This window comes from Yinghuangia sp. ASG 101 (assembly GCF_021165735.1).
Taxonomy (GTDB): domain Bacteria; phylum Actinomycetota; class Actinomycetes; order Streptomycetales; family Streptomycetaceae; genus Yinghuangia.
Window position 1 is genome coordinate 5299530 of sequence record NZ_CP088911.1, and the last position, 12246, is coordinate 5311775.

Annotated in this window: 11 protein-coding genes; 7 read left to right on the plus strand and 4 right to left on the minus strand. The window is 73.2% G+C overall.

The features are described 5' to 3' along the window. Positions 1-31: 31 nt before the first annotated feature. The 5 genes from LO772_RS22780 to ppgK all read left to right on the plus strand — a co-directional run bounded on the left by LO772_RS22780 (position 32) and on the right by ppgK (position 7172). Complete coding sequence (locus LO772_RS22780) at positions 32-1063, plus strand: tetratricopeptide repeat protein (RefSeq protein WP_231773883.1); 1032 nt, start codon at positions 32-34, stop codon at positions 1061-1063. 247 nt (positions 1064-1310) lie between these two features. After that, on the plus strand, positions 1311-1970 hold the full coding sequence (locus LO772_RS22785) for an ACT domain-containing protein (protein WP_231773884.1): 660 nt from the start codon (positions 1311-1313) through the stop codon (positions 1968-1970). Positions 1971-2191: 221 nt separating this feature from the next. Beyond that, positions 2192-3307, plus strand: coding sequence for an LCP family protein (locus LO772_RS22790; protein ID WP_231773885.1), 1116 nt, complete (start codon positions 2192-2194; stop codon positions 3305-3307). A 257-nt stretch (positions 3308-3564) separates the two neighbouring features. Beyond that, complete coding sequence (locus tag LO772_RS22795; RefSeq protein ID WP_231773886.1) at positions 3565-6210, plus strand: right-handed parallel beta-helix repeat-containing protein; 2646 nt, start codon at positions 3565-3567, stop codon at positions 6208-6210. 146 nt (positions 6211-6356) lie between these two features. Continuing rightward, the gene (gene ppgK / locus LO772_RS22800) at positions 6357-7172 is read left to right on the plus strand and encodes a polyphosphate--glucose phosphotransferase (protein WP_443089301.1); all 816 of its coding nucleotides are present in this window, start codon (positions 6357-6359) and stop codon (positions 7170-7172) included. 7 nt (positions 7173-7179) lie between these two features. Here the strand turns inward: ppgK and LO772_RS22805 are convergent, their stop codons facing one another. Further along, positions 7180-7746, minus strand: coding sequence for a 3'-5' exonuclease (locus LO772_RS22805; protein ID WP_231773888.1), 567 nt, complete (start codon positions 7744-7746; stop codon positions 7180-7182). 693 nt (positions 7747-8439) lie between these two features. On the opposite strand from LO772_RS22805, the gene LO772_RS22810 reads away from it, so the two are divergent. Beyond that, a complete protein-coding gene (locus LO772_RS22810; RefSeq protein ID WP_231773889.1) occupies positions 8440-8976 on the plus strand; it encodes a TrmH family RNA methyltransferase in 537 nt (178 codons plus the stop codon). A gap of 36 nt (positions 8977-9012) precedes the next feature. Here the strand turns inward: LO772_RS22810 and LO772_RS22815 are convergent, their stop codons facing one another. Next, positions 9013-9381, minus strand: a complete 369-nt coding sequence (locus LO772_RS22815; RefSeq protein WP_231773890.1) for a nucleotide pyrophosphohydrolase — start codon at positions 9379-9381, stop codon at positions 9013-9015. Between the two features lie 239 nt (positions 9382-9620). On the opposite strand from LO772_RS22815, the gene LO772_RS22820 reads away from it, so the two are divergent. Continuing rightward, complete coding sequence (locus tag LO772_RS22820; protein ID WP_231773891.1) at positions 9621-10400, plus strand: exodeoxyribonuclease III; 780 nt, start codon at positions 9621-9623, stop codon at positions 10398-10400. A 97-nt stretch (positions 10401-10497) separates the two neighbouring features. Here the strand turns inward: LO772_RS22820 and LO772_RS22825 are convergent, their stop codons facing one another. Both LO772_RS22825 and LO772_RS22830 read right to left on the minus strand, forming a co-directional pair. Next, positions 10498-11679 carry a DUF5925 domain-containing protein gene (locus LO772_RS22825; RefSeq protein WP_443089302.1) on the minus strand — a complete coding sequence of 394 codons (1182 nt, stop codon included), beginning with the start codon at positions 11677-11679 and terminating at the stop codon, positions 10498-10500. Between the two features lie 126 nt (positions 11680-11805). Further along, positions 11806-12177: a GntR family transcriptional regulator gene (locus LO772_RS22830; RefSeq protein WP_231773892.1), complete on the minus strand. Its 372-nt coding sequence runs from the start codon at positions 12175-12177 to the stop codon at positions 11806-11808. Positions 12178-12246: the final 69 nt, after the last annotated feature.

Here is a 12246-nt window from a genome sequence, read left to right on the forward strand (position 1 = left end):
GGCGTGGCACAGGACGAGGAGGCGTACGGGGATGGGTGTCGAGAACGACGCGACGCAGAGCGTGCGGGCCGCGGGCCGGGACGCGACGGGCCTGGCCCGGGAAGCGGGCCGGGCCCAGGCGCTGCGCGAGAAGGCGGACGCGGCCCTGAAGGAACTCGGCCCGGACCACCCCGGGGCACTCGACGCGCGCGCGGACTGGGCCCGGGCACTCGGCGAGGAGGGGCAGGCGGCCGAGGCCGCCGCGGTCTTCGGCGACCTCGCGACGGAGTACGCGCGCCTGCTGGGCCCGCAGCACCCCGACGCGCTGCTCTCCCGCCACAACCAGGCCTTCTGCCTCGGCGTGTCCGGCAACGCGGTCACCGCGGAGGCGCTGGCCCGCGATGTCGCCGCCGACTTCGTGCAGCTCCTCGGCGAGGACGACCCCGAGACACTCAACGCGCGGGCCGCGTGGGCGCGTTGGATCGGTGAGGGAGGCGACGCCGGAGCCGCGGCGCGCATCCTGCGCCCGGTGGTCGACAGCTGCTCGGACGTCCTGGGGCCGGTGCACGCCGACACCCTGACGAACCGCCACCAGCACGCGCACTGGGTCGGTCACGCCGGGGACGCGGCCGAGGCGGCGCGCCTGCTGCGGGAGATCGCGGGAGAGCGCGAACAGGTGCTGGGCGCCGCCGACCCCGACACGCTGACGGCCCGTCACGACTGCGCGGTGTGGACCGGCGAGTCCGGCGACGCCGCCGGTGCGCGCGACCAACTGCGCGCTCTCGTCGCGGATGCCGTGCGCGCCCTCGGGGCCGGTCACCGCGACACCCTCGTGATGCGGCACAACCTCGCGCACTGGACGGGCGAGTCCGGCGACCCCGGCACGGCCCGCGCGCTGCTGGAGGCGCTGGGTACGGACTGCGTGCGGGTTCTCGGGCCCGCACACCCCGACACGGAGAACGCGCGCCGCGCGCTGGACTGGTGGACGTGGGGTCCCAAGGCGCAGGGCGCCGCCGGCGAAGCGGCGGAGCAGCCGGAGGGGGCCTCGGGCGACGGCCCGGGGGGCGAGCCGAAGGCCGCGTGACCGCGCCCCGCTCGGAGCCGACCGCGCGACCTTCCGCGATCCCGCGCCGTTTCGCGCGGCCCTGTCGTCGCCCATGGTGACGTCGCGTGACCGTGCGTTGTATCACCCCGCACATGTGTGTCATCCATCGGCAACTTGTGCGAAATGGGCTGAACGGATGATCGGAACGGCTTCATACTCGACATCCCGGGGATGCCGCACCTCCCGGGACTCGAATCGAACGACTACGTGAGGAGGCGGTTTTCGCATGCTGTTCCGCCTGCGTGTCTCGTTGCCGGACCGACCCGGCTCGCTCGCCCGGATCACCCAGACCCTGGGGTCCGCGGGCGCCGATGTGTTGCAGATGACCGTTCTGGAGCGCGACACCGGCCGGGCGATCGACGAGTTCACCGTCTCCTGGCCGGGCGACCGCTCGGCGGACGACCTGACCGAGGGCCTGAGCACCCTCCAGGGCGTCCGCGTCGAAGGCTGCTGGGGGACGGGCGCGGTCCCCGGCGCCTCCCCCGAGCTGGACGTCCTCGGCCAGGTCGCGCGCGACCCCGGCCGCGCCGTCGCCACCCTGGTCGACGCCGCTCCCGGGCTGTTCCACGCCGACTGGGCGGTGGCCACCCGGGGCACCAAGTCGCGGGCCGTCGTGCACGCGAGCTGGCAGGCCCCGACGGCCCCCAAGCTGCCGCTCGTCTCGCCGCTGCGTCCGCTGGCCCTCGCTCTGGACGACGCCCCGACGACGTTCGCCGCCGCCGCCCCGATCGGGCTGTCGTGGCTCACGCTCTTCGTGGTCCGCACCGACGGCCCGGCCTTCCACCGCACCGAGCTGGAACGCCTCGGGCGCCTCGTGGACGTGGTGCAGGGCGTCCTCGGCACCCGGACGGCCCCGCGCGCCGCCAAGGCCCCGCAGCACGGCTGAACCGGCCGGGCGGGGTCCGGAGGCCGCCCGGATTCCGGACCTCCGGACCCCGCCCGGGGCGCCGGCGCATCGCGCGCTGCTCCGATCGGTGGCACAGTTGAACGACGTCTGAACCGGATCGCACTCGGGGTGTCCGCTTCGGAAAACCGGAGCGTCGTATTCCGCACCTGTGCGGGAGCTGGAGCCACATCGGCTCGGGGGCCGGACGAAAGCGACCTCGTGTGTCCGAAGACCACCTGGGTTTCCCGGAAGAGCCCGACGCCGACCCGCGTCCGGGGCGCGGCCGGCGACGCCGTACGGGACGGCGGAACCGGCGGCGCAAGCGCATCCTGATCGGCGTGGCCGCCGGGATGGCCTTCGTCCTGCTGCTCGCCGGCGGTGTCGCCTGGTGGGTGTACGACCGGCTCGACGGCAACATCAAGACCGAGGACTTCGCCGCGAAGCTGGGCGACAAGGGCCGCCCGCTGCCGACGGGCGCGCTCAACGTCCTGCTGGTGGGCACGGACACGCGCGAGGGGGAGAACGCCGCGTACGGCAGCGACGGCGGCGGATCGCAGCGCTCGGACACGACGATCCTGCTGCACGTCCCCGAGGGCCGCAGAAACGCGCTGGGCGTGAGTTTCCCGCGCGACCTCATGGTCGACGTCCCGGCCTGCCAGAAGCCCGGCGGCGGTATGTCGGAGCCGTACTTCGGCATGTTCAACAGTGCGATGACCGTCGGCGGCACCGCGTGCACGATCAGCACGGTCGAACACCTGACCGGTGTGCGCGTCGACCACCAGATCACCGTCGACTTCGTCGGGTTCAAGAAGCTCGTCGACGCCCTCGGCGGTGTGCCGATCCACCTCGACCAGCCGATCGACGACCAGGCCGCGCGGCTGAACGTGCCCGCCGGCGACGTGACGCTCAACGGCGAGCAGGCGCTCGGCTTCGTGCGCGTCCGCAAGAGCCTCGGGGACGGCAGCGACATCCAGCGAATACAGCGGCAGCAACTCTTCCTCAACGCGATGATCGCGAAGGTCAAGAAGGAGAGCCTGCTGTCGAACCCCGCCCGGATGTACAACATCCTCGACACCGCCACCAAGGCGATCACCACGGATCCCGCGCTCGGCTCGCTGAGCGACCTGTACGGCCTGCTGTCGAGCCTGCGGAACATCCCCGAGAGCGCGGTCGCGTTCGAGACCGTCCCCATCACGGCCTACCAGCGCGATCCCAACCGCGTCGCGATGGTCCGCCCCGAGGCCGACGTGCTCTTCGCACGCCTGCGCGACGAATCCGCCGCCGTACTGCCCTCGCCGGGCGCGAGCGGCCGGGAGCCCGCCGCGAACGGCCCCTGAGCCGCCGTCGCGGAACGCCTGCGCCGCGGTGTGCGGCAGCCGTACGATGAGGCGAGATCATTTCGGCCCCGCCCGGCGGTATGCGGCGTTTCGCCGGTGGCCAACCGCGACCTTGGCATAACCCCTCGTCGCCGGACTGTACGGTTCTGCTGACCACGTCTGTGCGAAGCACGGGCCGCGTGCCGTGCGCCGGGCGTGGCTACGGTGGTTCACCGGGGCGGACATCGTGATACCGAGGGGTTGGTGGCAGTCGCGCCATGGCGGGTCGGGTTCTTCAGGTCGTGCAGGGCACCCGCTGGCTCCGGCGTTCGGGGGAGTACTCCTCGATCGGCCAGGCCCTCGCCGCCGCGGCGCCGGGTGATTCGGTGACAGTGGCCGCCGGGACATACGTCGAGGACGTCACCGTCTCCGTACCGGTCACGCTGACCTGCGCCGACGGCCCCGGCACGGTGGTGGTCGAGGCGGCGGACGGCGTCGCGCTGACCATCCTCGCGGACGCCGCGGTGCACGGGCTCACGGTCGAGGGCGGCGCCGGCGTCCTCTCGACGGGGGTCGTCATCGACGGGTGCTCGCCGATCATCGAGGAACTGACCGTGCGCGGCGCTTCCGTCGTCGCGCTCGAACTGCGTGGCGGCGCGGACCCCGTCGTGCGGCGCTGCCGGGTCGGCAACCCGCAGGGCATAGGCATCGGCGTCACGGGCCTGGCCCGAGGGGCGTTCGAGGACTGCGACATCACCGGCACCGGCCGCGAGGGCGTCGACGTGCGGGACGGGGGGCGTCCCAGGATCACGAACTGCCGGGTGCGCGAGGTCTCCGGGCACGGCATGCGGTTCAGCGGCCCGGGCTCCGGCGGCACCATCAGCCAGTGCGAGATCCACGACGGGTCCGACACCGAGCCGGCGGTGTTCGCGGGCGACCAGGCGACCCCCGAGCTCATCTCGTGCCACATCCACGACGTCGGCGGCGGCGGCGTCTGCGTCGCGGGCGGTGCCTCGCCCACGGTGACCGACTGCCGGATCGAACGCGTCGGCTGGGCGGGGATCTCGATCGGCGGGCAGGCCAGCGGCGGGACGGCGGTGCGCACCGAGATCACCGCCGTCAAGGGCACCGGCGTGCAGGTCGACGACCTCGCCGTGTTCACGCTCGACGACTGCCACATCCGCGACGCGGAGGCCAACGGCGTGTCCGTCGACCGCGGGGCCAACGCCACGCTGGTCGGCTGCCGGCTGCGCGACACCGGCCGCAGCGGTGTGGACGTCCACGGCCCCAGCGAAGTGACGCTGACCAACTGCACGTTGCGCAGCTTCGGCCGCAACGGCCTGTCGATCGTCGACCACGGGGCGCGGGCGTCCGTCATCGACTGCGAGTTCCACGACTCGACCGGCGGGCACCCCGCGGTGTGGGTCGGCGACGGCGCCGACGCCGCGCTGGGCGAATGCCGGATCCACGACGTGCTCGACGCCGTCAAGGTCGGCGGCGTCGGCACGGGGCTGTCGATGCACAACGTCGAGATCCACGACGTGGAGGAGACCGCCGTCTCGGTGGGCCAAGGCGCGATCGTGTCGGTCAACGGCTGCCGCGTGCGCAAGGGGACCACGGGCGTGTGGTTCACCGACGGCGATTGCGGGGGCATCATCGCCGACTGCGTCATCGAGGACGTGACGGACGGGATTTCGATCACCGGGGCCGCCGGGCCGACCGTGCGCCGGGTGACCGTGGAGCGCGCGAACGGCGAGGGCATCCGGGTATCCGGCGGCGGACACGGCGACTTCGAGGACTGCGAGGTCGTCGCCGGCCGGGGCCTCGCGATCCACGTGCGCGAGGGCTGCCGTCCCGTCTTCAGCCGCTGCCGGACGCGCGGCAACGCCAAGGGCGGTTTCGAGTTCGACGACTCCGGCCCCGTCGCGAACGAGTGCACCTCGCAGGGCGACGGACCCGGCTCCGGGGGCGCGGACGGCGGCGGCGCGACGACGCCCACCCTCAAGCCCGCGTCCAAGCAGCCGGGCGTCGCCACGCTCACCGAACGCCTCACCGTGCCCGGCCCCCGCGCGGGCACCAGCCCCGGCGGTGACGACGCACGGACCGAGACCCGCACCCCCGAGGAACTCCTCGGCGAACTCGACGCGTTGGTGGGGTTGGAGTCGGTCAAGCGCGAAGTGCGCAACCTCATCGACCTCATCTCGGTCGGGCGCCGCCGCGAGGAGGCCGGGCTCAAGGCCCCGACCCTGCGGCGGCACCTCGTCTTCACGGGGTCGCCCGGCACCGGCAAGACCACCGTCGCCCGCCTCTACGGCGAAATCGCCGCCGCGTTGGGGGTGTTGCGCGCCGGCCACCTGGTCGAGGTCTCGCGCGTCGACCTCGTCGGCGAGCACATCGGGTCGACGGCGCCGCGTACCAAAGAGGTGTTCGACCGGGCGCGGGGCGGCGTGCTGTTCATCGACGAGGCGTACAGCCTCGCACCGCCGGACGCGGCCCGCGACTTCGGCCGCGAGGCGATCGACACGCTGGTGAAGATGATGGAGGACCACCGCGATGACGTGGTGGTCATCGTGGCCGGCTACACCGACGAGATGGAGCGGTTCCTCGCCACGAACCCCGGCTTCGGATCGCGTTTCTCACGGACCATCACCTTCCAGGACTACTCGGCCGAGGACCTCGTGGAGATCATCGGCAAGCAGGTCGCCGAGCACGAGTACGCCCTGACGGACGCCGCCCGCACGTCGCTGCTCACGTACTTCCGCCGTCTTCCGCGCGGCGCGGGGTTCGGCAACGCGCGCGAGGCGCGGCGCACGTTCGAGACGATGATCGAGAACCACGCCACGCGCCTGGCCCGCATGCCGGAGGCGGATATGGAGGACCTGCGCACGCTGCACGCGGCGGATCTGCCCGACCTGCCGGGCTGAGCGGGCCCGGGCGGCCAAGAGGCCTGCCGGAAGGCCGTGTTCGCGCGTCGCGGTGCCGCGGGCATACCAGGCGCGGGGGTCGACGCGGTGGCTCCGTGTCGCGTCGTACCCGGTGCGCGGGCCGGTCTCGGGCCAGGATGGGCGTCGTGGACACCTGTTTCGGCATCGACATCGGCGGCACGGGGATCAAGGGCGCACCCGTCGACACCGCCGCCGGGCGCCTGCTGCACGAGCGCCTGCGCCTGCTGACGCCCCAACCGTCGGCTCCCGAGGCGGTGTTGGAGGTGGTCGGCGACATCGTCACGCGTTTCTCGTGGCGCGGGCCGGTCGGCGTCACGTTCCCCGGCGTCGTCGTCGACGGCGTCACCCGCACCGCGGCGAACGTCGACCGCGGGTGGATCGACCTCGACGCCCGCAGGCTCCTCGCGGAGGCGCTGCACGCGCCGGTCACGCTGGTCAACGACGCCGACGCGGCCGGAATGGCGGAGATGCGGTTCGGCGCGGGGCGCGGGCGGCGCGGCACGGTGCTGGTGCTCACGTTCGGGACGGGCATCGGCAGCGCGCTGTTCCACAACGGAGTGCTCGTGCCCAACACCGAGTTCGGGCACCTCGAACTGCACGGCCGCAAGGCGGAGCACCACGCGTCGGGCAACGTCCGCGAGGAGCACGACCTGAGCTGGGAGCAGTGGGCGCACCGCGTCTCGCACTACCTGCGGTACCTCGAAATGCTGTTCTCGCCCTCGCTGTTCGTCATCGGCGGCGGCGTCAGCAAGAAGGCCGACAAGTTCCTGCCGCACGTGAGGCATGTGCGCGCCGAGATCGTGCCGGCCGCGCTGCACAACGACGCCGGCATCGTGGGCGCGGCGCTCGCGGCACAGGCCCTGCGCGGGGACGCCCCGCTGCCGCAGTTCCCGACCGGCGTACCGGACGCGGCGAACTCGCGCGAATCCCCCGAACCCTGACGAGACGTCAGGAATCGGTGCGGCGCACGGCCGCGAACAGGCCGCCGAGCAGGCCCGCGATATTCCAGGCGTCGTCGACGCCCCGGTGGTGCGTGCCTTCGAGCGGCTGTCCGGCATGGGAGAGCGCGGCGGCCATGCCGAGCTCGCGGGGCAGTCCGTGGGCGAGCGAGTAGAGCGTCTTGACGTTGAGGTGGCGCGGGCCGAACGGGTACGGCACGCCGAGGGCGTCGCACTGGCGCGCGAACTGGTCGCGGTCGTAGTCGCCCCAGCTCGCCCAGACGCGTTGGTGCGACCGGTACGCGGAGCGCAACAGCGCGCACGCTTCGGCGAACGCGATGCCCGCGTCGACGTCCGTCTGGGTGAGGGTGGTCAGTTCCGTACAGAACGCGCTCACCGACGAGCGTTCGGGGCGCACGATGAGCCCGATCCTGTCCGCGCGTTCGCCGGCGGCGATGTCGAGCACGGTCAGGCCGATCTCGATGATGTCGTTGGCCTGGCCCTCGGGAACGCCGGTGTCCCAACAGGTGGCCTCGACGTCGACGACGAGTATCCGGTCCAAAAGCCGCTTTGCCATACCGCGATCCAAGCAGCGTCGCGTGCGGGGAGAAACAGCTTTTCCGTCGCCGGGCCCCGGGGGAAAGCACATCCCGGGCGGCGGCAGGGGGGGGTGGCCGCCGCCCGGGACCCGGCGCGTCCCGACTGGGGCGCACCGGCCGGGCCGCCGCCACGCCAAGGGGGAGTAGGCGTGCGACGGGCCGGGGGCGCTGGGTGCGGCCGAGCCGCGTTGCGGCGCAAGGCCACAGTGCACCGACGAAGATCCGGGATGTGGTGTCCCCCCAACGTATCGCGTCCGCGGAGTCCTTCCCGCCAACCACGCGCCGGGCGACGAAGGGTCGACGACGACGGATTCCCGGACGAACGCGGTTGTGCGATCTCCCCCGATGACGCTTGTCCCCACCGCGCCGATGCCGTGCAAGCCTCTCAGGCCGGCGACCGCGCGGGCATCCGGCATGTGGAGTATTCATCCGGCCGTGTCTCGTTCCGGCGGAGGAGTGCCGCGCGTACCACCGGGGGTGTGCCCGCCCGCGCACCCGGGAGGGACCGCCCGGCTACCCTGGACCCGGTACCGCGAACTCCGTACCAAGACCTCCGACGAAGGCCCCGGCACGCCGCGAAGTGCCGATCGCATGAACCGAGACGACGATCCGTCGACCACGCGCGCCGGTGCCCGGCCGCACCCCGTGAGGAGGCCCGCCTCCTCGCCCCGATGAGGAGCGGGCGGGGCGCCGCCCCCGCGATCCGCACCAGCACGCGCGCCGAACTGCGGCGCTCCCGGCGCCCCCGCGCGCACGCCTGCTGGGACCACTTGTACGCCGCCGCCCTCTGGCCGCAGCACAACGCCAACCTGGGCACGATGCTCCGGACCTGCGACGCGGTCGGCGCGTGCCTCGCCGTCCCGCGCCTCCCGTGGGTGCCGGACGCCATGGCCCGGGGAAACACCCTGCGCAAGCCCGCCTGCACGCACTGGACCGGAGACCAGCTCACGTGGCTGCGGCGGCAACGCGAGCGCGGAGCCCGCGTCGTCGGCGTCGAGCTGGCGGACGACGCGGTGCGCCTCGCGGACCTGCGGCCCGCCCGGGGCACCACCGTCGCCGTGCTCGGACACGAGCGCACCGGCATCCCGCCCGAGGCCCTGGACCTGCTCGACGAGGTCGTCGAGATCCCGATGGTCGGCACCGGCACCACGCTGAACGTCGCGGTCGCGGGCTCCCTCGTGCTCTACAAGCTCGCGGGGCTGGTGTGATGCGTCACACCGCCCGCCGGACGGCCCGGCCGCCTCCTACGGAAGGGGGTATTTGCGGGCGTTCTTCACCATCTTGTCGCGCAGGGCCTGGGCGGGGTCGATCCCGAGGACGTCGCACAACCCCAGCAGGTAGGCGAGCACGTCCGCGACCTCCTCGCGGACGTGCTCGGCTATGCCGTCGTCCGCCATCACCGCGGAGGCCTGCTCGGGAGTCAGCCACTGGAAGATCTCGACCAGCTCCGACGCCTCGACGCTGAGCGCCATGACGATGTTCTTGGGCGTGTGGAACGGCTCCCAGTCGCGCGCGGCGGAGAAGTCGCGGACGGCCCTGGTCAGCTCGGCGAGCACGTCCGCTCCCGCGGGCGCGCCGGACGGGACGTCGGGGGTGTGTGCGGGGGAAGTCATACGGACCAGTCTGGCGCCCGGCCGACGTCGACCGGCCCTTCCCCCTCGGCGGAGTCGGTGGCCGCCTTGTGGACCGCGCCGGTGGCCGCCCTGTGAACAGGCATCGCCGGGGGCGACGTCAACAGCGTCGCCGGCGGCCACGCACACGGCGCCGGAGGCCGCCGCACGAGCCGTGTCGGTGCGCCGAGGGACAATGGCCCGGGAGAAGCACTCACCACGGAAAGGTCGGTCACGGTCGGATGAGGGTCGCCACCTGGAACATCAACTCGGTCGGGGCCAGGCTGCCGCGCCTGCTCGCGTGGCTCGAAGGCGCCGCGCCCGACGTACTGTGCCTGCAGGAGCTGAAGTGTGACGCCGACGCGTTCCCCCACGAGGCCGTCCAGGACCTCGGCTACCAGGTCGCGGCGCACGGCGACGGCCGGTGGAACGGCGTCGCGATCCTGTCCAGGGTCGGGCTGGCGGACGTCGTGCGCGGTCTGGAGGGCGGCCCCGACTACGAGGGCGTCCAGGAACCGCGCGCGATCAGCGCGACGTGCGGCGACCTGCGCCTGTGGTCCGTCTACGTGCCCAACGGGCGCGAGGTCACCCACGCGCACTACACGTACAAACTGGAGTGGCTGAAGGCCCTGCGGACCGCGGTCGCGTTCGACGCCGCGGGAGAGCGTCCTTTCGCGGTGCTCGGCGACTTCAACATCGCCCCGACCGACCAGGACGTATGGGACATCGCGCTCTTCGACGGCGCGACACACGTCAGCGAGGCCGAGCGGGCCGCGCTGGCCGCGTTCGGCGAGGCCGGGCTGCACGAGGTCATGCCGCGCGCGCTGAAGTACGACGTCCCGTTCACGTTCTGGGACTACCGCGCCCTCGGCTTCCAGAAGAACAAGGGCATGCGCATCGACCTCGTGCTCGGCAACCCGGCGTTCGACGGCGCGGTCAAGGACGCGTACGTCGACCGCGAGGCACGCCGCGGCAAGGGGACCTCCGACCACGCGCCGGTGGTCGTGGACCTCGACCTCTGAGACCCGCGCACCCAGGCCCCGGCGACTCCCGAACCACCGCGCCGAGGGCGGCGAAGCGCACGTCGGCGGAGCTCCTCCGCCCTCGAAGGCGCGGCCGTCACAGGTACATCCCGTCGCCGATCGGCGCGCGCTGCGCCTCGACCGGCGCGGCGCCGTTCTTCAGCGCGTACAACTCGGCGAGTGTGGCCGACGACCCGACACCGCGGCCGGTCCCGAGCCAGGCCGACGCCTCCTGGTGGTCCATCGGGCCCACCTCGATCTGCGCGAGACAGCGGCCGGGCCGCACGACCGCCGGGTGCAACTGGCCCAGCGACTCGTTCGTGGTGATCGCCACGAGCACGTTGCGGCCCTGCCCGAGCAGGCCGTCGGTGAGGTTGAGCAGCCGCGAGAGCGCCTGCCCGGTCGAGCGCTTGGCCTCGCCCCGGATCAGTTCGTCGCAGTCCTCCAGCACCAGCAGGCGCCAGCGGGTGTGCTCGGACTCCTCCTCCTCGCCCGTCCGGCCGATCGCGACGTCCATGAGGTAGCCGGTGTCGCCGAACAGCGCCTCGGGGTCCAGCACGCAGTCCATCCGGCACCAGTCGCGCCACTCGCGCGCGAGCGACCGCAGCACCGTCGTCTTGCCCGTCCCGGGCGGGCCGTGCAGCAGTATCAGCCGACCGGCCACGTCGTCGCGCCCGACCGCCATGAGCTTGTCGAACGCCGCCGCGGTGCCCGAGGCGTAGTTGCGGCGGATCTGCTCCCACGGTGCGGCGGTGATCGACCGCGTCGTGCGGTACGGCCCGCGCCGGGCCGAGTGGTACCAGAAGCCCATCGCGACCGACTCGTCCTGCGGCAGCGGCTCGGCCTTGGCGTTTCTGACGGCCTTCTTCAGCACCGCCCGCCCGATCCTGGCGTTGTCGGCGGTGACGGTCACCTCGCCGCCGCCGCTGCGCCACACCACGGCGCGCAGCGTCCAGCCTTCGCCCGCGGCCAGTGTCGACTGGCGGTCGTCCTCCTCCACCGCGCGCAGCACCTTGGCGCCCCGGGGCACGAGCTTCGCGCCGGGGCGGATGCGGTCGAGTCTGGTGGTGCTGGCCCACGGCTGGCGGCCCGACACGAACTCGGCCAGCGTGAGCGCGTCGATCACGTCGTACGGAGTGTCCGAATCGTCGAGTCCGAGGGAGTAGGGCAGGGCGTGGGCGGGGTCGAGGGACGCGTCGGCGGCGACGGGAGCGTCGACGGCGCTCACGGCGGCCTCAACCCCGTGGATCCGGGCCGGTACCTGACGGGGCATGGACATGCCTCGATCATCGGTGCCACCGGCGTGCGCGTACAGCGGTTTTGCGGAACCCGGAGGCCTTCCGTGCCGGGCAATTTCCCGCCGGAACCGCCGCAACCCGCCGCGATCTGCGGCTTTGACGGTCTGTCAGGGCTTGGTATACGCGGCGTCGAGAGCGGTGACCACCGCCGCGAGCGCCGCGTCGCGGGGCAGGCCGAGCCGGCGTACGCGCCGCGCGTAGTCGCCGGCGGCCTCGGCCGCCTCGCGGTGCGCGGTGTCGCCGACCGCCGCGACGAAGGTGCCGTGCCGGCCCCGGGTCTCGACGACCGCGTCCGCCTCCAGTTCGCGGTACGCGCGGGCGACCGTGTTGACCGCCAGACCGAGGTCCGCGGCGAGCGCGCGCACGGTCGGCAGCTTGGTGCCCACCGGCAGCACGCCCGCCCGGGCCTGCTCCGCGACCTGCGCCCTGACCTGTTCGAAAGGCGGCACCGACGACGCCGGGTCCAGCGTGATGTCCATGGCGCAAGTCTCGCGCACGGCGGCGTGGCCGCGGTCCCGGCGGTCGGCACGCGCGCCCGGGCGCGCCGC

What these genes read in the sequence shown, in the direction of transcription:
- LO772_RS22805 (WP_231773888.1), bottom strand. Translation starts at nt 7,746, where the DNA reads ATGGCAAAGCGGCTTTTGGACCGGATACTCGTCGTCGACGTCGAGGCC.
- LO772_RS22785 (WP_231773884.1), top strand. Translation starts at nt 1,311, where the DNA reads ATGCTGTTCCGCCTGCGTGTCTCGTTGCCGGACCGACCCGGCTCGCTC.
- LO772_RS22820 (WP_231773891.1), top strand. Translation starts at nt 9,621, where the DNA reads ATGAGGGTCGCCACCTGGAACATCAACTCGGTCGGGGCCAGGCTGCCG.
- LO772_RS22815 (WP_231773890.1), bottom strand. Translation starts at nt 9,381, where the DNA reads ATGACTTCCCCCGCACACACCCCCGACGTCCCGTCCGGCGCGCCCGCG.
- LO772_RS22810 (WP_231773889.1), top strand. Translation starts at nt 8,440, where the DNA reads ATGAGGAGCGGGCGGGGCGCCGCCCCCGCGATCCGCACCAGCACGCGC.
- LO772_RS22780 (WP_231773883.1), top strand. Translation starts at nt 32, where the DNA reads ATGGGTGTCGAGAACGACGCGACGCAGAGCGTGCGGGCCGCGGGCCGG.
- LO772_RS22830 (WP_231773892.1), bottom strand. Translation starts at nt 12,177, where the DNA reads ATGGACATCACGCTGGACCCGGCGTCGTCGGTGCCGCCTTTCGAACAG.
- LO772_RS22795 (WP_231773886.1), top strand. Translation starts at nt 3,565, where the DNA reads ATGGCGGGTCGGGTTCTTCAGGTCGTGCAGGGCACCCGCTGGCTCCGG.
- LO772_RS22825 (WP_443089302.1), bottom strand. Translation starts at nt 11,679, where the DNA reads ATGTCCATGCCCCGTCAGGTACCGGCCCGGATCCACGGGGTTGAGGCC.